This is a genomic window from Streptomyces kaniharaensis (assembly GCF_009569385.1).
GTDB lineage: Bacteria > Actinomycetota > Actinomycetes > Streptomycetales > Streptomycetaceae > Kitasatospora > Kitasatospora kaniharaensis.
In genome coordinates this window covers 5,563,713-5,585,784 of the sequence record NZ_WBOF01000001.1, presented here as the reverse complement: position 1 = coordinate 5,585,784, position 22,072 = coordinate 5,563,713, and the positions used below count along the sequence as shown (strand labels likewise).

At 73.8% G+C, this 22,072-nt stretch carries 19 protein-coding genes and 1 riboswitch; of the genes, 9 read left to right on the top strand and 10 right to left on the bottom strand.

The annotated features are described in order from the left end of the window. Positions 1-72: 72 nt before the first annotated feature. Entirely contained in the window at positions 73-504 is a 432-nt protein-coding gene (locus tag F7Q99_RS24945; protein WP_153464937.1) for an MFS transporter, read from the top strand. Positions 505-615: 111 nt separating this feature from the next. Here the strand turns inward: F7Q99_RS24945 and F7Q99_RS24940 are convergent, their stop codons facing one another. Continuing rightward, positions 616-879 (bottom strand): dsRBD fold-containing protein, encoded by a 264-nt coding sequence (locus tag F7Q99_RS24940; RefSeq protein WP_153464935.1) that lies wholly within the window; start codon positions 877-879, stop codon positions 616-618. Between the two features lie 376 nt (positions 880-1,255). On the opposite strand from F7Q99_RS24940, the gene F7Q99_RS24935 reads away from it, so the two are divergent. Together F7Q99_RS24935 and F7Q99_RS24930 are read left to right on the top strand one after the other, a co-directional pair. Further along, positions 1,256-2,257 carry a DMT family transporter gene (locus tag F7Q99_RS24935; protein WP_326847259.1) on the top strand — a complete coding sequence of 334 codons (1,002 nt, stop codon included), beginning with the start codon at positions 1,256-1,258 and terminating at the stop codon, positions 2,255-2,257. An 8-nt stretch (positions 2,258-2,265) separates the two neighbouring features. After that, a complete protein-coding gene (locus F7Q99_RS24930; RefSeq protein ID WP_153464933.1) occupies positions 2,266-2,970 on the top strand; it encodes a DUF6629 family protein in 705 nt (234 codons plus the stop codon). Positions 2,971-3,007: 37 nt separating this feature from the next. Here F7Q99_RS24930 and F7Q99_RS24925 read toward each other — a convergent pair whose 3' ends face one another. The 3 genes from F7Q99_RS24925 to F7Q99_RS24915 form a co-directional block, all read right to left on the bottom strand. Then, positions 3,008-4,345: an MFS transporter gene (locus F7Q99_RS24925; protein ID WP_153464931.1), complete on the bottom strand. Its 1,338-nt coding sequence runs from the start codon at positions 4,343-4,345 to the stop codon at positions 3,008-3,010. Next, on the bottom strand, positions 4,345-4,959 hold the full coding sequence (locus F7Q99_RS24920) for an ArsR/SmtB family transcription factor (protein ID WP_153464929.1): 615 nt from the start codon (positions 4,957-4,959) through the stop codon (positions 4,345-4,347). The genes F7Q99_RS24925 and F7Q99_RS24920 overlap by 1 nt, the downstream gene beginning before the upstream one ends. Before the next feature lie 131 nt (positions 4,960-5,090). Next, the gene (locus F7Q99_RS24915; protein WP_153464927.1) at positions 5,091-5,783 is read right to left on the bottom strand and encodes a histidine kinase; all 693 of its coding nucleotides are present in this window, start codon (positions 5,781-5,783) and stop codon (positions 5,091-5,093) included. A 265-nt stretch (positions 5,784-6,048) separates the two neighbouring features. On the opposite strand from F7Q99_RS24915, the gene F7Q99_RS24910 reads away from it, so the two are divergent. Continuing rightward, entirely contained in the window at positions 6,049-7,866 is a 1,818-nt protein-coding gene (locus F7Q99_RS24910) for a helix-hairpin-helix domain-containing protein (RefSeq protein ID WP_153464925.1), read from the top strand. Between the two features lie 49 nt (positions 7,867-7,915). Here F7Q99_RS24910 and F7Q99_RS24905 read toward each other — a convergent pair whose 3' ends face one another. Beyond that, positions 7,916-8,794, bottom strand: a complete 879-nt coding sequence (locus tag F7Q99_RS24905) for a carbohydrate kinase family protein (RefSeq protein WP_326847090.1) — start codon at positions 8,792-8,794, stop codon at positions 7,916-7,918. 2 nt (positions 8,795-8,796) lie between these two features. After that, on the bottom strand, positions 8,797-9,741 hold the full coding sequence (locus F7Q99_RS24900; RefSeq protein ID WP_153464921.1) for a pseudouridine-5'-phosphate glycosidase: 945 nt from the start codon (positions 9,739-9,741) through the stop codon (positions 8,797-8,799). A 113-nt stretch (positions 9,742-9,854) separates the two neighbouring features. Between F7Q99_RS24900 and F7Q99_RS24895 the strand changes: the two genes are divergently transcribed. The 4 genes from F7Q99_RS24895 to F7Q99_RS24880 all read left to right on the top strand — a co-directional run bounded on the left by F7Q99_RS24895 (position 9,855) and on the right by F7Q99_RS24880 (position 14,077). Beyond that, positions 9,855-10,757, top strand: coding sequence for a LysR family transcriptional regulator (locus F7Q99_RS24895; protein ID WP_195911162.1), 903 nt, complete (start codon positions 9,855-9,857; stop codon positions 10,755-10,757). 123 nt (positions 10,758-10,880) lie between these two features. After that, on the top strand, positions 10,881-12,545 hold the full coding sequence (locus F7Q99_RS24890) for a peptide-N4-asparagine amidase (protein WP_195911161.1): 1,665 nt from the start codon (positions 10,881-10,883) through the stop codon (positions 12,543-12,545). Between the two features lie 552 nt (positions 12,546-13,097). Then, on the top strand, positions 13,098-13,358 hold the full coding sequence (locus tag F7Q99_RS24885) for a hypothetical protein (protein WP_153464915.1): 261 nt from the start codon (positions 13,098-13,100) through the stop codon (positions 13,356-13,358). Further along, entirely contained in the window at positions 13,355-14,077 is a 723-nt protein-coding gene (locus F7Q99_RS24880; protein ID WP_326847089.1) for a (2Fe-2S)-binding protein, read from the top strand. Before F7Q99_RS24885 ends, F7Q99_RS24880 begins: the two co-directional genes overlap by 4 nt. Positions 14,078-14,154: 77 nt before the next feature. On the opposite strand, the gene F7Q99_RS24875 is transcribed toward F7Q99_RS24880, so the two are convergent. The 3 genes from F7Q99_RS24875 to F7Q99_RS42710 all read right to left on the bottom strand — a co-directional run bounded on the left by F7Q99_RS24875 (position 14,155) and on the right by F7Q99_RS42710 (position 18,533). Then, complete coding sequence (locus tag F7Q99_RS24875) at positions 14,155-15,738, bottom strand: alpha-amylase family glycosyl hydrolase (RefSeq protein ID WP_153464913.1); 1,584 nt, start codon at positions 15,736-15,738, stop codon at positions 14,155-14,157. Positions 15,739-15,834: 96 nt separating this feature from the next. Further along, positions 15,835-17,136 (bottom strand): type III PLP-dependent enzyme domain-containing protein, encoded by a 1,302-nt coding sequence (locus F7Q99_RS24870; protein WP_326847088.1) that lies wholly within the window; start codon positions 17,134-17,136, stop codon positions 15,835-15,837. A 392-nt stretch (positions 17,137-17,528) separates the two neighbouring features. Then, positions 17,529-18,533, bottom strand: a complete 1,005-nt coding sequence (locus F7Q99_RS42710; RefSeq protein ID WP_153464911.1) for a M23 family metallopeptidase — start codon at positions 18,531-18,533, stop codon at positions 17,529-17,531. Positions 18,534-18,535: 2 nt separating this feature from the next. Then, positions 18,536-18,718, bottom strand: a riboswitch (cyclic di-AMP (ydaO/yuaA leader). 312 nt (positions 18,719-19,030) lie between these two features. Here F7Q99_RS42710 and F7Q99_RS24860 point away from each other — a divergent pair. Beyond that, a complete protein-coding gene (locus F7Q99_RS24860; protein ID WP_326847087.1) occupies positions 19,031-20,554 on the top strand; it encodes an MFS transporter in 1,524 nt (507 codons plus the stop codon). Positions 20,555-20,570: 16 nt separating this feature from the next. Here the strand turns inward: F7Q99_RS24860 and purB are convergent, their stop codons facing one another. After that, the gene (gene purB, locus F7Q99_RS24855; protein WP_153464907.1) at positions 20,571-22,010 is read right to left on the bottom strand and encodes an adenylosuccinate lyase; all 1,440 of its coding nucleotides are present in this window, start codon (positions 22,008-22,010) and stop codon (positions 20,571-20,573) included. Positions 22,011-22,072: the final 62 nt, after the last annotated feature.

Sequence of the window (22,072 nt, the reverse complement as noted above, 5' to 3'; positions counted from 1 at the left end):
AGCCGGCCGAAACGGTCCTGGGCCGACACGACGGCGTCCCCGTAGGCCGCCGCCCAGGCACCCATCGCGCGGATGGGGCCGATCAACGCGGTTCCCCTCGGGATGCTCTGGTTCAGCGGGCTCGGCGTCTCCTCCGGTTATCTGACCGGGTTCATCGGGCCGTCGCTGGTCACCAGTGTGGGCATCGGGATCTGCGCGGTCGCCAACACCGCGATGGGCACCTCGGGCGTCGACCCGCGCGAGGCCGGCCTGGTCAGCGGACTGCTCAACGCAGGGCGCCAGTGCGGCGGGAGCATCGGCCTCGCCGTGATCTCCGCCCTCGCGGTCGCGGCCACGCGGCACGCGACGGAGGCGGGCGACGCACCGCTCCAGGCGCTCGCCTCCGGGTACGACCGGGCGTTCGTCGCGACCGCGGTACTGCTGGTCGTGGCGGCGGTGATCGCGGTGTTGTTCGTCCCGGCGCGAAAGCGCACCGCACGGCGGAAGCAGGCTGCACGCGCGTAGGCGGGGCTCGGGCCGCCGCAGAGCCGTACTGCGGCGGCCCCAACCCGCCTACGTCCGAGGCGCGTTGAGTCGATCGTCAGTAGCAGCTGACGGATCAGTAGCCGTCGATCGTCAGTAGATCAGGTAGCCCGGCCGGTGTCCCTCGTCCTCGATCTCCCCGGTGGCCTGGGCCCGCAGCTTGCGGGACAGCTCCTCCAGGGCGCGCGAGGCCGCGACCTCCTCGCCGATCCTGGCGAGCGGACGGTCGTCCGCGCTCTTGACGGACTCCCCGTGGGCGCTGAGGCCGGGCGCCCTCGCGCCGGTCAGCCTCGCGTCGCACGCCGTGTGCACGCCGTCTTCCTCGAAGCTCAGCTCCACGTCCCACTGGTTGTGCATGCCACACCTCCTGGCGCCGGCCCCCGTCGCGCCTGTCCGGACCGGCACGGACCGGTGATCCGTGGCGGCCGCTCACACCAGCGTGCGCCCGCCGCACCCGACCCGGCAAGCGCTGCGGACGAGGCCCGGAGCCCACGCCGAACGGCCCCCGCGCCGACCCGGCGGTACGCTGACGGAAGGCGCCGCCACCGCCGCCCGAACCTGAGCGCCGGCGCGGCGCGGGTGGCGACATGGCGCCGACAGCGGCATGGCGCGGGTAGTGGTTACGGCGCCGACAACGGCGCACCGGGGGCGTGGTGACAAACCGGGGGCAGTGGCGAACCGGGGGCACTGACAGCAGACCGGGGGTAGCGACATACCGGGTGGTCCCTCCGTGGTGGTGGTCTTCCTCCTCGCGCTGAGCGCCGCCTGCTGTCTGGGCCTCGGCTTCGTCCTCCAGCAGCACGCCGCGCAACGGGCCCCGCGTGCCGACCTCCTGCACTGGCGGCTGCTGCTGGACCTGATGCGGATGCCCGAGTGGCTGCTCGGTACCGGGTTCATGGTCAGCGGCCTGATCCTCTCCGCGCTCGCCCTCGACAAGGGCCAGGTGTCCCTGGTCGAGCCGCTGCTCGCGACCAACCTCCTGTTCGCCATGGCCCTCGCCCGGATACTGACCCGTCAGACCCTGGGCCGCTCCGGTTGGGCCGGGGTGCTGCTGCTGGGCCTCGGGGTGACGGCGTTCATCGTGGCCGGGCAGCCGAAGGGCGGCGGACAGCCGGCCGGGGAGCTGCGGCACTGGCTGGTGGTCGGCACGGTCGTCGGGCTGACGCTGCTGCTCGTGTCACTGGCCCGACGGCTTCCGCTGCTCGAGGAGGCCACCCTGCTGGCCCTCGCCGCCGGCCTGCTCTACGGGCTCCAGGACGCGTTGACCCGGACCACCACCCAGCGCCTCGACCACCACGGGCTGGAGGCCGTGCTGCGCAGCTGGCAGCCGTACGCGGTGGTCGCGGCGGGCGTGGTCGGGCTGCTGCTGGTGCAGAGCGCCTTCGAGGCCGCGCCACTGCGGATGTCGCTGCCCGCGCTGACCGCCGCCCAGCCGCTGGCCGGCATCGCCTGCGCGGTCGGCTTCCTCGGTGACCGGCTGCGGGTGACCCCGGGCGCGCTGGCCTGGCAGTCGGCGGGGCTGCTCGCCATCGTGATCGGGGTGGTCGTGATCGGGCGCCATCCGGCGTTGCCGGGCACCGTCCGCGACACGCTGGAGAGCATCGGCGCCGCCTTGGACGACCGTCCCGATGACGGTCCCGAGGAACCCGACGACGGTCCCGACGCGCCTGGTCCCGAGGAAACCGGTGACGGCCGTGAGGACGGCAGCCGCCGGAACCGGAACGCCGGCGGCTAGGCGCGCGGATGTGCTGGAGCACGCAGGCGGACGCGGTGGCCGGTGGGGTGGTCGCGAGCGTCGGGGCGCTCTGCCTGGCTCGTGCCCACCGCTCCGGCCGTCCGCAACGTCTTCCGCTCGCCGCGCTCCCGCTGGTCCTGGGGGCGCACCAGCTGATCGAGGCGCTCGTCTGGCTCGGTGCGGACGGAGACCTGCCCGCCGCCCTCGCCGACCCGGCCCGCACCGCCTGGGCGGCGATCGCCCTGCCGCTGCTGCCCATCCTCGTCCCGGCCGCCGTGTGGTGCGCGAGCACCGAACCGGGGCACCCCGCCTCGCCGTCCCGCCGACGCCTGCTCGCGGGCCTGACCACGCTCGGCACCACCGTCGCGATCCCGCTCGCGGCGGCTGTCGCCCACCACCCGGTGACCGCAACGGAGCACGGTCACACGCTCTCCTACGGCCTCGGCGTCCCGCATCCGGCCGTTCTCCTGACCGGCTATCTCCTGGCCACCGTCGGCTCCCTCCTCACGAGCGGCGACCCGACCTTGCGTCGTCTCGGCCTGCTGACCGGCGCGGGCGCCGCCGTCTGCGCACTGCTCTGGCGCCTCGCCTTCCTCTCGACCTGGTGCGCGCTGGCGGCGCTGGTCAGCGTGCTACTGCTCCACTGGTCGGGCCGTCCTCCGTACTCCCTCGCTCCGCACGCTTCCGACGAGCCGGGAAAAGTCAGCCGTTAGGGCCCAACTCTGGCTCTGGAGGCCACACAACGTGCTCCTACCGGTGGGCCAGCACCGGCTCCGGGACCGACATGTCGGCAGTCCGATCACGACCGCGCAGGCGGTCCATCTCCCGCCACTCCCGGCGGAGGCCGGCCAGGCCCGTGGTCGCGAAGTACAGGCCGCCGGCGGCCACAAGGACGGGTATCAGCCCGACGAGGGCCACCGCGGAGCCGGCGAGCAGGCCGCCGAGGGGAATGCCGGCCCAGGCGAGGGAGTCGCCGAGGGCGTGGACACGGCCCAGCAGGGGGCGGGGGACGCGTTCGAAGAGCACCGCGCCGAGGATCGGGTTGAGGAAGCCCGAGCCGAACCCGGCCACGGCGAAGACCGCGACCACCGCCCACATCGGCCCGTCGAGCGCGAGCACCAGGAATCGCGGCGCCCCGGCGAGCAGGAAGCCCGCGAAGAAGACCGTCCGGCGCGGCAGCCGGTGGGCGATCCCGGCCGCGATCAGGCTGCCGGCGACGGCGGCGATCCCCATCGCGCTACCGGTCACGCCGATCGCCGCCGGGCCGTTGCCGGACTCCCGGGCCCAGACCGGCACCAGGACCGCGGCGAACCCGGCGTCCAGCAGGTTGGTGATGCCGACCGTCACGATCACGGTGAGCAGCAGCGGCTCGGCGCGCAGGAAGGTGAAGCCCTCGCGGAACATCCGCCAGTAGCCGCCGTCCCGTTGACCGATGTCCGGACGAGTGTCCGCACTGGTGTCGGGAGCAGTGGCCCGGGCCGCCGAGCGTCCCATGCCACGCGGCAGAGCGAAGGCGATGAGCAGCGAACCCAGTGCGAAGGAGGCCGCGTTGACCGCCAGACCGGCCATCGGGCCCGTCACCGCGACCAGCGCGCCGCCGACCGCCGGGCCGATCGTGGAGGCCAGCCGCTCGGTGACGCCGGAGAGCCCGGTGGCGCGCTCCAGCGGCACCTGCGCCCGGTCCGCCGCCTCGGGCACCATGACGGACTTGGCCAGATCCCCAGGGCCGCGCACCGCGCCGATCACCGCGACCATGGCGAGCAGCAGGCCGAACGGCAACAGCCCCAGCGCGTGGAGTAACGGGACCAGCCCGGCCGCGACCGCGCTCACCGCGTCCGTCGTCCAGGAGACGACGCGCGGGCCGAGCCGGTCGACCAGCGGCCCGGTCAGCGCCTTGACCAGTACGTACGGCGTCATCTCGGCGAAGGCCACCAGACCGGTCATGGTGGCGCTGCCGGTGGTGGCGAGGACGAACCAGGGCAGGGCGACGGCCGAGACCCGCGTGCCGGTCAGCGAGACGACCGTGGCGGCGAGCACTCCGGCCAGCGGCCGGACACCGCGCGCGGGCGTGACGGCGACGGTGGTCATCAGGACTCCTCCCCCTCGGTGGTGGCCCTCGGCTCGGGCAGCACGTGGACGACCACGGCCACCGCCTCCGCACCCTCCGGCACCGGGCCCTCGGCGTCCACGCGCCGGTAGCGCCCGACCACGGCGGCCAGTTCGTCGGCCAGTTGCTCGGCCTCCTCGGGCGTGAGCCGCAGCACCTGGTCGCTGAGGTCGACCGCCTTGCGCCACTCCCGCGGCATCGTCTCGAAGGCGTTGAGCGCGCGCTGGCCGACCAGCGTATGGGCGGCGAGGACCGACCGCAGGTACGCGACGACGGTCTCCGGCTCCTCGTCGGCCTGGTCGTCCCCCGTCCAGGCGGTGAGCGTGTGCACCGAACGCCACCACCGCTCGCGGGCGTTGCCGCGCTCCGGGTCTTCCTCAACGAAGCCCGCGGCGGCGAGCTGACGCAGGTGGTAGCTCGTGGCCCCGGAGTTCAGCCCGAGCTGCTCGGCCAGCCTGGTCGCCGTGGACGGGCCGTGCTTGCGCAGCAGCCCGACCAACTGCATGCGGACGGGGTGGGCCATCGCGCGCATGCCCTTGGCGGTGAGTACGGCGTGCGGGTCGTCACTGTGCATCCAGCCGCGGTCATCGGTCATGGCAGGAGCGTAGAACCGCCAAGAATTCTTTGCAAAGGGTTTTCGCGAAGAGATCTTTGCGGTTCCACGGGGCTGTGCGGTCCCACCACGACGGTCCGCCACAGGTCCGCCACGGCGGTCCGCGACCCGCCTCAGTCGTAGGCGACCGCCAGGATCAGCACCACCGTCAGCCCGCCCCCCGGCGTCGCCTCCACCGCCAGCCGACCGCCCGAGGCCAGGACCAGACTGTGCAGCGGCCCGACCGGACCGTCGGCCCGGACGCCCGCGAGCAGCCACTCCCGCGCCTCCGGGAGCCCGCACGCCCCGCGGTCCGACACCCGGATCTCCACCCGACCGCGCTGCCGGCCGTACGAGGCACCGCCGAGCCCCAGCCGCGGCAGCGCGGGCGCGGTCACGACGGAGGTGCGGACCAAGACCCTGGCACCGAGCGGACTGCGCCGGATCGCGTGGTCGACCAGCCCGCCGAGCGCCGCCTCCAGCCGCCGCGCGTCCCCGGCCACCACCGGTAGCCCGGGAGCCAGCCGGACGGTCACGGCCGCCGCCCGCCCGCCGCCGTGCGCCACCCGGCGCACCACGTCGGCGACCTGGACGTGCCGCGCCTGCGGCTCGCACCCGGCCTGCCGGCCCGTCCAGCGCAACCGCTCCAGCTCCGGCCGCGACAGCATCCGCGGCCCGGCCATCACCCCCGGGTGGAACGGCCCGACGGCCTCGTCCGTGGCGTCCCGACCCGCACCGCCCGACCGTCCGGAGCCGTCCGCCCCGCCGAAGGCACCGAACACCCAGGCCCCCGACGCGACATAGCCCCAGAGCTTCCCGCGTGTCATCGCCGCCCTGCCCCTCATGCGTCACCGGCGGCCGTCACCGACACGGCGGCAGCCGGAGCGGGCCGCTTCCCAGGCCCTCCCGCCCAGCCTGCGCCTCCTCCACGCGGGTGACAATCCGGCCAGGGGGCGCGAACCGGGCGCAATCCCCCCGCCGAGCGGCCGGTCCCACACCCGCCATCCGGCGGGGGAAGCCGCAGGAATCCAGCCCCCCGCACGACCCGGTTCCCCACCGGCGAAGCACCCGCGCCGAACCTAGACTGGCCCCATGCCCCGGCTCAACGACCAGGTGCAGGAGCTCCTCCAGGAGTACGCCGACCTGATCAACATCACCGGCGGGGACGCGTTCCGGGCCCGCGCCTACGAGAAGGCCGCCCGCGCGGTGGGCGGTCACCCCGAGGACGTCGCCGGGCTGGACGTCAAGGGCCTCCAGCAGATCCCCGGCGTCGGCAAGTCCACGGCCGAGAAGGTCGCCGAGTACACCGCCACCGGGCGGATCACCGCCCTGGAGACGCTGCGCGCCAAAATCCCGTCCGGCGTACGGGAGATGATGGCCGTACCCAGCGTCGGGCCGAAGCGCGCCCTGGCCCTCTACCGCGACCTCGGGATCGCCTCCGTCGACGAGCTCGCCGACGCGATCCGCTCCGACAAGCTGTCCGAGGTGGCCGGGTTCGGCGAGCGCAGCGGTGAGAAGATCCTGCACGGCATCGAGCTGATGCGGCAGTCCGGCGGGCGCACCCTGCTCGACACCGCGACCGAACTGGCCGAGCAGATCGTCGCCGCGCTGTCGGACGTCCCCGGCTGCACCCGCTGCGCGTACGCGGGTTCGCTGCGCCGGATGCGCGAGACGGTCGGCGACATCGACGTGCTCGCGACCGCCGCCGACTCCGAGCCCCTGATGGCCGCGCTCACCGAACTCCCGTACGTGGCCGAGGTGATCGCGAGCGGGCCGACCAAGACCTCCGTCCTCACCGACCAGGGCGTGCAGGTGGACCTGCGGGTCGTCCCGGAGGAGGACTGGGGCGCGGCGCTCGTCTACTTCACCGGCTCGAAGGCGCACAACATCAAGCTGCGGACGATGGCCGTACGGGCCGGGCTGAAGCTGTCCGAGTACGGCCTGTTCGAGGTCGACGGCGATGCGAAGAACGGCGGTGCGAAAGGCGGCGGTGCGAAAGGCGGCGGTGCGAAAGCCGCCGCGAAAGCCGCGAAGGCCACGAAGGGCGACGGCACCAAGGTGGTGTCCGCGACCGAGGAGGAGGTGTACGCGGCGCTCGACCTGCCGTGGATCGCGCCGCCGCTGCGCGAGGACCGGGGCGAGATCGAGGCCGCCCTGCGCGGTGAACTCCCGGACCTGGTCCAGGAGTCGGACCTGCGCGGAGACCTGCACACGCACACCGACCTGACCGACGGCCTGGCCAGCCTGGAGGAGATGATCGACACCGCGGCGGCCCGCGGCTACTCCTACTTCGCCGTCACCGACCACGCGCCCGACCTCGTGATGCAGCGGATGACGGACGAGAAGATGCTCGCCCAGCGCGAGCAGCTGCACCGACTCGCCGACCGGCACAAGAAGTTGCGCCTGCTGCACGGCACCGAGCTGAACATCGGCCCCGACGGCGGCGTGGACTGGCCGCCCGAGTTCCTCGCCGGCTTCGACCTCTGCGTGGCCTCGGTGCACTCGCACTTCAACCTCGACCGCGCGGCCCAGACCCACCGGCTGGTCCGCGCCTGCGAGAACCCGTACGTGCACGTCATCGGCCACCTCACCACCCGGCGGATCGGCCGCCGCGGCCCGATCGACGTCGACCTGGACGCGGTGTTCGCCGCCGCCGCCCGCACCGGCACCGCGATCGAGATCAACAGCTCCCCGCAGCGCCTCGACCTGCGCGACGAGGACATCCTGCGGGCCAAGCGCCACGGCGCCCGCTTCAGCATCGACAGCGACGCCCACGCCACCCCGCACCTGGCCTACCCGCGGTTCGGCGTCGGCACGGCGCAGCGGGCCTGGCTCACCACCGAGGACGTCGTCAACACCTGGACGTGGCAACGCCTGAAGCACTTCCTCCGCAAGGACGCGCTCCGCTAGACCGCTGGAACTCCCGGGCGGCCCCTCCGCACGGGGCCGCCCGGAAGCGTCACCGATCGCCGAACGAAGCCCCCGGCGAGGCGAGCACGCGCGCCGCGCTGCGGTGTCCGAGCCCGACCGCCAGGCGCAGGTCCGCCGTCTCCAGGAACCCGGCGAGGAACCCGGCCGCGAACGCGTCCCCGGCACCGGTCAGGTCGCGCACCTCGCTCACCGGCGGCACCGGCACCACGAACAGCGGCTCCCCCGGCACGTCGACGGTGGTCGCCTCGGCGCCCGACTTGGTGACGACCGTGGTGGCCGCCAGCCGTGCCCGCTCCGGCCCCGGTTGCCCGTCGACCAGCAGCCCCAGGAACTCGGACTCGGACCGGTTGGCGAACACGAACGTCGGCGCCAACTCGGCGACCAGGGCGAGGATTCGCTCCCGTCCGAACTGCTCCAGCATGCCGGTCGAGGAGGCGTCCACGGAGGTCGTGCCGCCCGCCTGCCGGACCCGGGCGAGCGCGTCGACCGCCGAGCGGCCGATCGGCTCGCCGTCGAAGGAGTAGGCGGGCACGTGCAGATGGGTCAGGCCGGCCAGCCACTCGTCGGGCACCCCGTCCAGCAGCGTGGCCGCGCCCCGGTCGGGCAGCATGGTCCGCTCGCCCTCCCGGTCGATCAGCACCACGATGCTGCCGGTCTGGCCGTGCCGGGCCACCCGCACGTCGACGCCGTGGCCGGCCAGTTCGGCGACCATGCGGTCACCGACCGGGTCGTCGCCGACGCAGCCGATGAAGCGGACCGGGCACTGTTCAGCGGCGAAGCTCGCGACGTTCGCCGCGCTGCCGCCGCGCCGCCGGAACACCCGGGCGGCGGAGTCGGTGCCGTGGCGCAGCGGGCCGTCGACCCAGACGACGACGTCCTCGACGAGGTCGCCGAGCACTCCCAGCACGGTCAGGCCCCGCTGCGGGCGGCGGCCAGCGCGGTCGCGATCTCGCCGCCGAGCCGGACGTTGCCCCGGTAGACCTCGACGTTGACGTCCAGGCTGCGGCCGTGGGTGTCGCGCTGGATGTGGTCGAGCAGGAACGGCGTCGAGGCGTTGCCGGTGATGCCCCGCCGCTCGGCCTCCGCCCAGGCGCGGGCGAGGATGCCGTCCAGCTCCTCCGGCGGCAGCTGCTTGGACGGGTCGACCGGGTTGGCGATCAGGACGGCCTGCGGGAGGTCGAGGCGGTCGCGGGCGTCGATGACGCGGGCCGCCTCCTCGGGCGAGTCGACGCTGTAGGCGATCTCGTGGCCGGAGTCGGTGATGTAGAAACCGGGGTACCTGCGGGTGCGGTAGCCGATGACCGGGATGTTGAAGGTCTCGAAGCGCTCCAGGGTGGCCCGGATGTCGAGGATCGACTTCACCCCGGCGCTGATCACGGTGACCGGCGTGGCGGCCAGCGTGGTCATGTCGGCCGACTCGTCGAAGCTCTCGGACGCGCCGAAGTGGACGCCGCCGAGGCCGCCGGTGGAGAACACCCGGATGCCCGCCCGGTGCGCGAGGAAGGCGGTGGCGGCGACCGTCGTGCCGCCGTGACGGCCGAGCGCGGCGACCACCGGAAGATCGCGCAGGCTCACCTTGTCGAGGCCGTCGGCGCCGGCGAGTTCAGTGATCTGATCGGTACTCAGACCCACCGTCGGCGTCCCGGCGAACACGCCGATGGTGGCCGGGACGACGCCGGCGTCCCGCAGTTGCTGCTCAGCCTCCAGCGCCACGGCCAGGTTGCGGGGCCGCGGCAGGCCGTGGGTGAAGATGGTCGATTCCAGGGCGACGACGGGCCTGCCCTCCGCGACCGCGCGGGCCACCTCGTCGGAGATCCGGATGGCCTCGGGGCCGGGGGCGGTGAGTCCGGTCATGGTGCGCACTCTCTGTGAGATGCCACTGCGGTGGGGCAACGTGCCGATCAGCCTAGGGACGGTGCGCATCGGGATCCAGAATGAGTACCGGCCCTTCTCATAGGCTTCGACCTATGGGTTTCACCTTGCGTCAGCTCGAGGTCTTCCTCGCCGTCGCCGACACGCTGCACTTCGGCCGCGCCGCCGAACGGCTGCACATCGCGCAGCCGACGGTCAGTCAGGAGGTCGGCCGGCTGGAGCGGACCGTCGGTGTCGAGCTGTTCGACCGCAGCCGCCGGTCCGTCCGCCTCACCGAGGCCGGCGAGGTGATGGCCGCCGAGAGCGCCCGGCTGCTCGAACAGGCCGAGTCGCTGCTGGCCCGGGTGCGGCTGCACGAGGAGTCCCGGCTCGGGACGGCCCGGATCGTCGTCTCGCCGAGCGTGGTGAACCGGCTCCTGCCGGCCGTCGTCAGCCGGGCCGAACAGGAGCTGCCCGCCCTGGAGACGGCCGAACTCGCCGTCGACACCGGGCAGGTGTCCGCCACGCTGGCCGCCGAACTCGCCGACATCGGCCTCGGCCGCTTCCTCGACGACGTGCCCGGCTACCGTCTGGAGCGGATCGCCGACGAGCCGGTCCGCGTGGCGCTCGGCCGCGAGCACCCGCTCGCCGGGCGGGCGAGCATCCGGCTCGCCGAGCTGCGCGACCTGCCGCTGCTGCTGTGGCCGCGCGAACAGCACCCGCGCTACCACGACCACGTGCTCGGCCTCTGCGCGGACCGCGGCGTCGACCCGCCGGTGCTGGTCAGCCCGCCGCGGATCGTCGGCTCGCGGCTCTACCTGCTCGCCCGCAACCGGGCGTTCTCGCTCGTCCCCGGCTCGGTGGCCGGTCACCTCACCGGGGACGTCGCCACCGTCCGGCTGGAGGGCCGGGCCACCCTGCCGCTGGAGATGCAGTGGCGGCTCGACGACCTCCGGCCCCGGCTCGCCACCCTGCGCGACCTGATCCGGCAGGAGGCGGCGGCACTGGAGGACGGCTGACACGGACCCCGAAGGCCGGGAGACGGGCATCTTGACGGTCACATGCCACCACCGGAAGGATGCCCGGATCGTCCACCCGGTCCGCGGCGCCGGCCGCGAACCGCCCGACACGAGGGACACCCCTTGGCCGTCCGCCCCCTGCTCCGACGCGCCGTCCGCTTACTCGGCGCCACCGCCCTGACCCTCGCCGCCACCCTCACCACCGCCGGGCCCGCGCACGCCGACTTCGGCGCCGACTACCACGACCCGTACACCGCCACCAGGCCGCTGACCCGCCCGGACACCCGCTCCTGCACCGTCGAGGTCATGCACGACCGCGAGTTCCGCAACGGCTACGGCAGCCCGCCCGACACCCCCTACACCGCCACCCTCACCCCGCCCGCCGACTGCGCCGGTCCCTGGTCGGCGGTCGTGCTCGACCTCCACGGCGAGGTCGCCGGGCGGCAGTTCGACCGGATCTTCAGCGTCCGCATCGGCGGCGTCCAGGTGCTGCTCTCGTCCACCCCGGAGCCGTCCAAGGACGGCATCGCCTGGAACGTCGAACGGGACGTCACCCGCTACGCGCCGCTCCTCGCCGCCGGCCCGCAACCGTTCTCCCTCGACCTCGCCAACGTCACCGACGCCACCTACACCGGCGTCTACCGCATCACGGCAAGCCTCACCTTCTACACCACCTCCGACCGCTGGCCGGCCGCCCGCACTGCCGACCGGCTCCTCACCACCGGCCCGTTCTCGCTCACCCAGGCCGCCCCGACCGCCACCCGCGACCTCACCTTCCCGCAGAACCTCGAACGCCTCACCGCCGAGGTCTACACCCGCGGCGGCGGCGCCTGCGAGGAGTTCGCCTACGCCTCCGCGCCCGACGCCTTCGTCAGCGCCAACCCGAGCCTCGGGGCCTGCGGCAAGGGCCCGTTCCGCGAGCTGCGGCTCAGCGTGGACGGCCGCGTCGCCGGCGCCGTCTGGCCCTACCCGGTCATCTACACCGGCGGCTGGGACCCGCTGCTGTGGCGGCCCGTCCCCGGCATCTTCGCCTTCGACCTGCCCGCCTACCGGCTCGACCTGACCCCGTACGTCGGCCTGCTCCTCGACGGCCGCCCGCACACCGTCGGCATCACCGTCAACGCCAGCGAGGCCCAGAGCAACGACGTCTGGACCGGCCAGATGAACCTCTTCGCCGACACCGACCACGGCGCCGCCCGCACCACCGGGCAGCTCACCGACCACCGTGTCGCCCCCGAGGCGGCCGTCACCACCACCCTCGCCGACCACGGCGGCGGCAGCGGCGACTGGACGGTCACCGCCGCCCGCCACGACCGCGCCCGCGGCTGGGTGCAGACCTCGCACGGGCGCATCACCACCGAGGTCCGCGACGACCTCGCCTTCCGCTCCGCTCAGCAACTGCGCGACGGCGGCAACGACGTGGCCCTGCACGACGCCACCGACCTCACCCGCTCCACCGCCACCTCGGGCGGCGGCCCGCACCGCACCACCACCGTCCACGAGGGCGAACCGCTCGACGTCACCTACCGTGTCACCCGCGACGCGGCCGGCAACACCGACCAGCAGACCGCCATGGACCTCGGCTACCACCGCGAGGCCACCGCGGCCACCGGCGGCCACGTCACCGAGTGCACCACCGTCGACCACACGCTGCGCCCGACCGCCCACCGCCACGACGGCGACCGCACCGTCCGCACCGGCAGCAGCACCGAGGACTACCGCGGCACCGGCCCCGACGGGCCCTACCACCGCACGATCGGCACCGTCGACGGCTGGCCGGTGCCGTAGCCGCCGGAGTACTGCCGAGTAGCTGCCGAGTAGCTGCCGAGTAGCACAAATTGCCCCGATTTCGGGCGGTAAAACCCTGGTGCACAGCGCGTGGGAGGCGCATCATAGGAGTTGGACCTGCGAGGTAGACGAGGAAGTTCGACCGCAGGAGGCAGTGGCGACAGATCGAGACGGATCAGGGTCTGCCGCTGGTTTAACTACCTCGGTCGACGATCGAACTACCGCGGCCGGAGGACACGACGTCCGGAGGCCACCTCCGCCTCGCAGGTTCCGCGCGTCCACGGAGCGCCCCCTCGGCTCCGTGGACCGCTCTTTTCCACGGCACCGGATACCCATCTCTCGCGGCGCCGTCGCGCCCCCGTTCACGCCCGCCACACTGGGCAGCCCCCGAGCCGCCCGCTCTCCCGGGGGAGGCGGGCTCCTCCTCGCGAGGGAGGCACGTGAACGGCAACTCCCCTCCCCAGCGGGAGGTTTGGCGATGTCCTGGACGGCAGGCTGGTTCCCGACGGAACAGCCGGCCCGAAGGAGGACGAACCGCCATGAGCAGCCGCCTTGCCAGCACCGCGACCGCGCACTGCGACGGCACGAGGACCGGTCGCGGACTGCCGGGGCACGGTAGCGTTCCTCCGCACCACCAGCGGCGGCTTCACCGTGCGGGGCCGAGCCCGCCCGGCCGCCGGCACGAACCCGGAGGCCCAGCCGATGCCCGACCGCCGCCCGACCGCGCCGATCCGTGAGCACGGACTGCCCGAACACGTCGGGCGGCCCGAACGCGGTGCGGGGCTCACCGGCCGCACCGGGGACGCCCGGTGAGCCCCGCACCCGACTACCGCCGGCTCGCCGCCGTCGGCCCGTACTTCGCGCTCGACACCGCCGCCGCGCCCGGGGACGCCCCGCCTCCGGGCTTCCGGCCCCTGCGCGAGCTGTACGACGGCGGGCCGGACGGGCCACTGGCCGAGCGGGTACGGATCGTGGCCCAGCGGCTCGGCACCGCCGAACCGCGGGTCGCGGCCTCGATCCTGCACCTCGGACTGGCCGCCCGCTTCTGGTCGATGGGCCTGGGCGCGGCCGTCCTCCTGGGTGCGGTGCCGTCGCTGGAACAGGCCTGGCTGCGCATCCCCGACCAGGGGCCGATCGACCTCTGGACGACACCGCCCGAGCCGGCCACCGGTCGGAAGCTTTCCGACCAGCTCCACGAAGCCGTTCTCGTGGGCCAGTTGGAACCCCTGGCGGCGGCCGTCCGGTCGGTCGTCCCGCTCTCCGGCCGGCTGCTCCTCGGCAACGCCGCCTCCGCCCTCGCGGGCACTCTGCGCGTCCTGGACGCGCACGCCCCGGGCGCCGCCCGCGCGCTGGCCGCCGAGGTGCTCGACCGCCCGCCGCTCGCCGGAACCGGGACCCTGCACACCGGCCCGCGCGGCACCGCGTTCCGGCGCACCAGCTGTTGCCTGTACTACCGCGTCGGCCCGGGCGCCGGCGTCTGCGGCGACTGCTGCTTCACCCGGCCACCCGCTTCACGGCGAAGCCGCTCCTGATCCGCACCGCTGCTGCCCGGTGGCGGCCCGGTCGGGCGAAGCCGAGCCCGCGACACCGAGGATTCAGCACCGGGAGCTCAGCGCAGCTCGAACACCCCGTACCCGAATCCGTCCGCCCGCAGCTCCCCGTCCGCCACCCGCACGCCCTGCACGTCCAGCGGCCGCACCGCGACTCCCGCCTCCAGCCGCACCGACCCCGGCTCGCGCCGGGGGTTGACGGCCACCAGGTACCGCCCGGCCCGGGTGTACACCAGCGGATACCCGGCGTGCCGCACCTCCACCCCGCCCGAGGCGCCCAGCCCCGGGTGCGCCCGGCGCAGCGCGATCAGCCGTCGGACGGTGTGCAGCAGCGAGGTCGGGTCGGCGCGCTGGGTGAGCACGTCCGGCCGGTGCGGGTCCGGGTCGACGGGCAGGTAGAGGCGCTCGGGCGGGGCGCTGGAGAAGCCAGCGGTGGGGCCGGGCCGCCACTGCATCGGGGTCCGCGAGCCGGCCCGGTTGTAGCTAGGGCCGAGCACGCTGCCCTCCACGTCGGGCAGACCGGGCACGTACCGCATGCCGATCTCGTCGCCGTAGTAGATGGCGGGCAGGGTGGGCCAGGTGAGCTGGAACGCGAAGGCGGCGGCGAGCTGCTCGGCGGTCCGCGGGCCGGTGGCCAGCCGGGAGAAGTCGTGGTTGGCGGTGGGCAGCGCGATGTGGCCGCTGTCCTCTGTGAGTTGGGCGGCCGAGCGCCAGGCGTCCAGGAACACCTGCGGGGTGCCGCGGCCCTCGGCCTCGAAGTAGCACGGGTCCTGGTGCCAGAAGTCCTCGACGGTGCCGGCGTTGTTGTTCCACAGCGAGCGCAGCGGCAGGCCGCGGTCGGCCCCGCCGAAGTGGAGGAAGAAGTCGGCGTGGAAACCGGCGGCGACGGCGGCGGCCGGGTCGCCCCACTCGGCGAACAGGGCGGCCTGCGGGTGGGTGCGGTCGAGCCAGTCGCGCAGCTCGGTCCAGAGCTTGCCGGTCTCGGTCTTGCCCGGGTCGTCCTTGACCAGCGAGTAGGCCATGTCCACCCGGAAGCCGGCCAGGCCGAGGCCGAGCCAGTGCGCCATGATGTCGCGCAGCGCCGCCCGGTTGGCGCGCGGGCCCTCGGCGTCCACCGGCTGGCGCCACGGCTCGTCGGAACTTCCGCGCGCGTAGCCGAAGTTGAGGGCGGGCTGGCACTCGAAGAAGTTCGGCCGGTACCAGCCAGGGCGGCTGCCGGGCGACGCGACGAAGCCGTCCACCTGCCGGTCGGACCAGATGTAGCGGTGGTCAGCCGGGTCCTCGGCGGCGGCCAGGAACCAGGGGTGGCGGTCCGACGTGTGGCCGGCGACCAGGTCGAGCAGGATCCGGATGCCCTTGCGGCGGGCGGCCTCGACCAGGGCCACCAGGTCCTCGGTGCTGCCGTAGCGCGGGGCCGGGGCGAGGTAGTCGGTGACGTCGTACCCGGCGTCACGGAACGGCGAGTCGAAGCAGGGGTTGAGCCAGACCGTGTCGACGCCGAGCCAGGAGAGGTGGTCCAGGTGCTCGGCGATGCCCGCGAAGTCCCCGATGCCGTCGCCGTCGGAGTCGGCGAAGGTCTGCGGGTAGATCTGGTAGAGGACGGCGTCGGCCAGCCAGTCGAGGCCGGGGCGGGTCGAGGTCATGGGCTGGGTCCTCCTGCCGGGTCCGGGGGCCGGGCTACCGATTCTCGTCGATCCCCGGCCGTCCCGACAGTCCCCGCACACCTCCCGGATCGCCGATCAGAAGAACGTCCTGACCAACCCGGTGACCCTGGGCTCGGGGGCGTCCGCGGAGTCCAGCACCGGGATCATCGTCCACTTGTCGAAGGCGGTGCACGGGTGCGAGACGCCGAGCCGCAGCACGGCGCCGACGGGCGCGAGGTCGCCCGCGTCCCGGAGGAAGGCGTGCTGGTCGTTGAGCGCGGTGATCCGGGCCGACGTCCCGGTCAACTCCGCGCCGCCGCGCACGCGTTGCGGCTCCGGCAGGCCGTCGTCGAACGGCAGGTCGCGCTTTCCGGCGTCCAGCAGGGCGAGTTGCGGCTCGGGCCGCGACACCACCCGGGCCCAGCCGTGCAGCGCGCCGCGGAACGGGGCGTCGCCGGCGCCGCGCACGAGCGGCGAGACACCGCGGTAGAAGCCGTCGTCGTGCGCGATGTAGGCGCCCGAGCGCAGCACGGTGAGGGTGTCCGGCAGGTCCGCCAACTCCTCGACCACCAGGTCGAAGTAGGCGCTGCCGCCGGCCGAGACGATCGGCGGCGCGTCGTCGGGGTAGGTGCCGGCCAGGCGGTCGTGCAGCTCGGCGAGCGCCTTCAGGTAGCCGCGGACGGTGGCCAGCCCGTCGTCGGTGGCGTCGTGCGCGAGCGCGCCCTCGTACCCGCCGACGCCGGCCAGGCGCAGCGTCGGGGCGCGCAGCACGGCGGCGGCGATCTCGGCGGCCGCGTCGACGCCGCGGGCTCCGGTCCGCCCGCCGGGTCCGCCGAGTTCGACCAGCACCTCGACCGGCCGCTCGGCCCCGGCGGCGCGCAGCGCCTCGTCCATCAACCGCACGCTCTCGGTGGAGTCGACCCAGGAGACGAAGGCGAACTCCGGGTCGGCGGCGAGTTCGGCGGCCAGCCATGCGAGCCCGGCCGGGTCGAGCAGCGTGTTGGCGAGCAGGATCCGCTGGACGCCGAAGGCGCGGGCGACCCGGATCTGCGGCAGGTTGGCGAGGGTGATGCCGTGGCTGCCGGCCGCCAGCTGCGCCTGCCAGAGGGCGGGCGCCATGGTGGTCTTGCCGTGCGGGGCGAGGGCGACGCCGGCTTTGGCGCACCAGTCGGCCATGGTCCGCAGGTTGTGGTCGAGGGCGGTGGCGTCGAGGGTGAGCAGCGGGGTGCCGAGCCCGGTGAGGGTGGGCCCGGTGGCCAGCCACTCGCGGACGGTACGCCCGTGGGCGTCCGCCGGGACGGCCTTGAAGCGCCAGTCGAGCAGCTCGTCGGCGAGGGCCGCCACCGCGGCTTCGTCGATGCCGGGCCCGGTGCCGCCGCGTGCGAAGGTCTGCTCCACCGTCTTCCTCCATCAGCCGAGTTTCCGCAGGTGCGGCGGGGGTTGCACCTGCCGGCAGCCCCCGTGACGCCCGAACAGTAACAGCCGCCGGGTGACGATGCCCGGGGCGAGCCCGGCCGGCTCGATGGTGACCGTGCCGGACGGTCATCCGGCCTCCTCCGCCCGCCGGAGCTGGAGCCAGCCGCCGGCCAGGTGCCGACAGGAGACCCCGGAGACGACAGCGGCCGGCCCGGCTCGCGAGGGAGGTCTCGCGAGCCGGGCCGGCCTTGGGCGTGTCCCGCGCCCATGGTCCACTGGTGCGGCGATCACCCGGTCGAGCGGTCACCCGACATGACCATCCCGAGTGGTCGATTCGCCCCGCATCAGCGGTGGTCGTTCACCCCGAGCAGGGGTCAGAGCGCGACGCCGTGCGCCCGGAGGTAGGCGACCGGGTCGATGTCCGAACCGTACTCCGGCCCGGTGCGGATCTCGAAGTGCAGGTGCGGGCCGGTCACGTTGCCGGTCGCACCGGAGAGGCCGAGCTGCTGGCCGACGGTGACGGTCTGGCCGATCTTCACGCCGATCACGGACAGGTGCGCGTACTGCGCGTACTTGCCGTCGGCGAGCTTGATCTCGACCTCGTTGCCGTAGGCGCCGCCGTTGCCGGCCTTCACCACGACACCGTTGGCGACCGCGAGCAGCGGGGTACCGGTGGAGGCGACGAAGTCCTGGCCGGTGTGGTGACCGGAGGCCCACATCGAGCCGGCGACGCCGTAGGCCTCGCCCAGCACCGGGTGGGCGAGCGGGGCGACGTAGCCGGAGGTGCTGGCCACGGCCGCCGGAGCGGCGGTGACGGCCTGGGCGGGCTTGGCGGCCGCGGTCTTGACCTGGACCTGGGCCGGAGCGGCCGGCTTGGCGGGCGCGGTCTGGGCCTGCGGGGCCGGGGCGGCCGGGGCGGCGGGCTTCTCGGCGGGCGCAGCGGCCGGAGCAGCCGGAGCAGCGGCCGGAGCAGCGGCGTGACCGGCGATCGCGAGCTTCTGACCCGGGAAGATCAGGTTCGGGTTGGCACCGACGACCGAGCGGTTGTGGTCGTAGAGCGCGTGCCAGCCGCCCTCGACGTGCTTGACCTCGGCGATCTTGGAGAGCGAGTCGCCGCGGACGACGCGGTAGCTCTCCTCGGTCTGGGCGGCCTGGGCCGGTGCGGCGGCGGCCGGCTTGGCGTCGACGCTGGTGGCGCCGGTCCAGGTGGTGTTCTGCGCGACCGGCGCGGCCGCGGCGGCCGGAGCAGCCGGGGCGGTCTGCGCCTGGGCGCTCATCGCGGTCACGAGCGGAAGGGCGAAGGACACGCCGGTGACGGCGGTGGCGATGCCGATGCGGGCGGCGCGGGGCAGGCTGATACGACGAGCCTGAGCAGGCATGGAAGATTCCTCTCCGACGCCTGCGAGGTGAGCTGTCGGGTTCGGGCTGGAGTTCGCCCGGCCGCATGCGCGGCTTCACCCCAAGCCGGTCCTCGAATTCGCACGCATTCGCATGCGAATTCCGGTCCGGCGACTTACCTGTGGGTCCCCCGCTCCTGCCGTACAGAGTTCAGTTCGAACCACCGGGCAGCGGCAGGACTCGGCGTTCCGCCCGGCAGATCCGTCCGGGCTGGCCGGGCGGTCGCTGAACTAAAACCCATCGGTCCCGGATCGAGCAATGTCGATCTCCCGGACCCGCGACGAATCCGCGGAATGCGGTGACGCTCCGGATGATCCGCTGCACAGTACGTGCACTATCCATTCACTCGGCGCCACTGATCCGCAACGCTCCGCCGATTTCGCGGCCGCTCCGCAAGTAGCCGCTCACGTACCGCGATCGGCGGACACACCACCGGTGACCCTTGTCACGTCGGCCCCACCGGGCGGAGGATCGGGCCGTGGCCACAACCGAGGCCGGCACCCTGCGCCTGGGCACCGCGCGGGGTCGCTGGGTACTTCTGGCGACGGTGCTCGGCTCCAGCATGGCGATGCTCGACGGCACCGTGGTGAACGTCGCCCTGCCCCGGATCGGCGCGGATCTCGGCGCCTCCCTCGCGTCGCTGCAATGGACGCTGAACGCCTATCTGCTCACGCTGGCCGGACTGATCCTGCTCGGCGGCGCGCTCGGCGACCGGTACGGCCGGCGCCGGGTGTTCCTGCTCGGCGTGGTCTGGTTCGCCGCCGCCTCCGCGGCCTGCGCCGCCGCGCCGAACATCCAGGTGCTGATCGCCGCCCGCGCCGTCCAGGGCGTCGGCGGGGCACTGCTGACGCCGGGTTCGCTCGCCATGCTCCAGGCGGTCTTCCATCCGGACGACCGCTCGGCCGCGGTCGGCCTCTGGTCCGGCCTCGGCGGGGTGTCAGCGGCGGTCGGCCCCTTCCTCGGCGGCTGGCTGGTGGACGGCCCCGGCTGGCGGTGGATCTTCCTGCTGAACCTGCCGCTCGCCGCCGCGGTCGTCACCGTCGCCACCCGCTACGTCCCCGAGAGCCGCGACGAGAGCGCGACCGGCCGCTTCGACGTGCTCGGCTCACTGCTCGCCGCCCTCACACTCGGCGCGATCACCTACGCGCTGACGGCGGCCGGCGAGGGCCTCTCCCCCACCGTCTGGCTCACCGGCGCGATCGGGCTGGCCATCGGCGCGGCCTTCCTCGCCGTCGAGCGCCGCGCCCCCGAGCCGATGCTGCCGCTCGGCCTGTTCTCCTCGCGGCTGTTCACCGCCGTGAACCTGGTCACCCTCTGCGTCTACGCGGCGTTCAGCGGCGTGTTCTTCCTGCTGGTCGTGCAGCTGCAGATCGTCGCCGGGTTCTCCCCGCTGGTCTCCGGCCTGGCCCTGGTCCCGATCACCGTGCTGATGCTGGCGCTGTCCTCGCGCGCCGCACGGCTCGGCAAGCGGATCGGCCCGCGCATCCCGCTGACCGTCGGCCCACTGCTGTGCGCCGCGGGAGTGCTACTGATGCTGCGCACCGGCCCTGGCTCCTCCTACTGGGCGGATGTGCTGCCCGCCGTCACGGTGATGGGCTGCGGGATGACGCTGCTGGTCGCGCCGCTCACGGCCACTGTGCTGGCGGCCGTCGAGGTCCGGCACGCGGGCATCGCCAGCGGCGTCAACAACGCCGCCGCGCGCGCCGCCGGCCTCCTCGCGGTCGCGGCCCTCCCGGCCATGGCGGGCCTGAGCGGCGACGCCTACCGGGTGCCGTCCGCGGTGAACGACGCCTTCCACACCGCGATGCTGATCTGCGCCGGACTGCTGACGGCCGGCGCGCTCATCGCCTTCACCACGATCCGCGGCAGCGTGCTGGCCCCCGAGGACCACCCCGTCGCCGAGCCGGACACCGAATGGTGCTGCGGCACCACCCCGCCCCTCGACCCCGGCCACGTCCACACGCACGAGGGCCCCGCCACCGATCCGGCAGCAGGGCCCTAAGTGAGCTGACTCACCGTCAGAGAATGTCACCAGGTGCGTACTTGGCGGCCTCCGGGTAGGCGGCGACGACGGCCTCCACCTGGCGGAGCACCTCGGCGACCTGGGCGCCGGCCGCACCGGTGAACGACAGCCTGTCCGCCAGCAGCGCGTCCAGCGCGGCCCGGTCCAGCGGGATCCGCTCGTCGGCGGCCAAGCGGTCCAGCAGCTCGTTCTCCCGCGCGCCCGCGCGCATCGCCAGCGCGGAGGCGACGGCGTGCTCCTTGATGACCTCGTGCCCGGTCTCCCGGCCGACGCCCGCGCGCACCGCACCCATCAGCACCTTGGTGGTGGCGAGGAACGGCAGGTAGCGGTCCAGCTCGGCCTCGATCACGGCCGGGAAGGCGCCGAACTCGTCGAGGACGGTCAGGAAGGTCTCCAGCAGGCCGTCGAAGGCGAAGAAGGCGTCGGGCAGCGCGACCCGGCGCACGACCGAGCAGGAGACGTCGCCCTCGTTCCACTGGTCGCCGGCCAGCTCACCGGTCATCGACGCGTAGCCGCGCAGGATGACGGCCAGGCCGTTGACGCGCTCGCAGGAGCGGGTGTTCATCTTGTGCGGCATCGCGGAGGAGCCGACCTGGCCCTCCTTGAAGCCCTCGGTGACCAGCTCGTGGCCGGCCATCAGGCGGATCGTCTTGGCCAGGCTGGACGGCGCGGCGGCCAGCTGGACGAGGGCGGTGAGCACCTCGAAGTCCAGCGAGCGCGGGTAGACCTGGCCGACGCTGGTGAGCACGTTCTCGAAGCCGAGGTGGCCGGCCACCCGGCGCTCCAGCTCGGCCAGCTTGTCGGTGTCGCCCCCGAGCAGGTCCAGCATGTCCTGCGCGGTGCCGACCGGACCCTTGATCCCGCGCAGCGGGTAACGGGCGATCAGCTCCTCCAGGCGGCGGAAGGCGACCAGCAGCTCGTCGGCGATCGACGCGAAGCGCTTGCCCAGCGTGGTGGCCTGCGCGGCCACGTTGTGCGAGCGGCCGGCCATGACCAGCTCCGAGTGCTGCGCGGCGAGCCGGGCCAGGCGCACCAGCACGGCGACCGTGCGGTCGCGCACGTACTCCAGGGACTGGCGGATCTGCAGCTGCTCGACGTTCTCGGTCAGATCCCGGGAGGTCATGCCCTTGTGGATCTGCTCGTGACCGGCGAGCTCGCTGAACTCCTCGATCCGGGCCTTCACGTCGTGGCGGGTGATCCGCTCACGGGCGGCGATCGAGCCGAGGTCGACCTGGTCGATCACCCGCTCGTAGTCGGCGACGGCGTTCGCCGGCACCTCGACACCGAGGTCCTGCTGGGCCTTCAGGACGGCGAGCCACAGGTGGCGCTCAAGGACCACCTTGTGCTCGGGGGACCACAGCTGGGCCAGGGTCGCCGAGGCGTACCGGGAGGCCAGGACATTGGGGATCTGGGGCTTCGCGCTCACGCTTCGCAAGCCTAACAGCCGAGGTCAGCCGGGACCGGCCCACCCTGGTCGGCTCCGCCGACGGCCCCGAC

Coding starts and splice junctions, on each gene's coding strand:
- F7Q99_RS24925 (WP_153464931.1), bottom strand. CDS start 4,345: ATGACCACCGTCGCCGTCACGCCCGCGCGCGGTGTCCGGCCGCTGGCC.
- F7Q99_RS24940 (WP_153464935.1), bottom strand. CDS start 879: ATGCACAACCAGTGGGACGTGGAGCTGAGCTTCGAGGAAGACGGCGTG.
- F7Q99_RS24920 (WP_153464929.1), bottom strand. CDS start 4,959: ATGACCGATGACCGCGGCTGGATGCACAGTGACGACCCGCACGCCGTA.
- F7Q99_RS24945 (WP_153464937.1), top strand. CDS start 73: ATGGGGCCGATCAACGCGGTTCCCCTCGGGATGCTCTGGTTCAGCGGG.
- F7Q99_RS24910 (WP_153464925.1), top strand. CDS start 6,049: ATGCCCCGGCTCAACGACCAGGTGCAGGAGCTCCTCCAGGAGTACGCC.
- F7Q99_RS24915 (WP_153464927.1), bottom strand. CDS start 5,783: ATGACACGCGGGAAGCTCTGGGGCTATGTCGCGTCGGGGGCCTGGGTG.
- F7Q99_RS42710 (WP_153464911.1), bottom strand. CDS start 18,533: ATGCCTGCTCAGGCTCGTCGTATCAGCCTGCCCCGCGCCGCCCGCATC.
- F7Q99_RS24900 (WP_153464921.1), bottom strand. CDS start 9,741: ATGACCGGACTCACCGCCCCCGGCCCCGAGGCCATCCGGATCTCCGAC.
- F7Q99_RS24930 (WP_153464933.1), top strand. CDS start 2,266: ATGTGCTGGAGCACGCAGGCGGACGCGGTGGCCGGTGGGGTGGTCGCG.
- F7Q99_RS24895 (WP_195911162.1), top strand. CDS start 9,855: ATGGGTTTCACCTTGCGTCAGCTCGAGGTCTTCCTCGCCGTCGCCGAC.
- F7Q99_RS24875 (WP_153464913.1), bottom strand. CDS start 15,738: ATGACCTCGACCCGCCCCGGCCTCGACTGGCTGGCCGACGCCGTCCTC.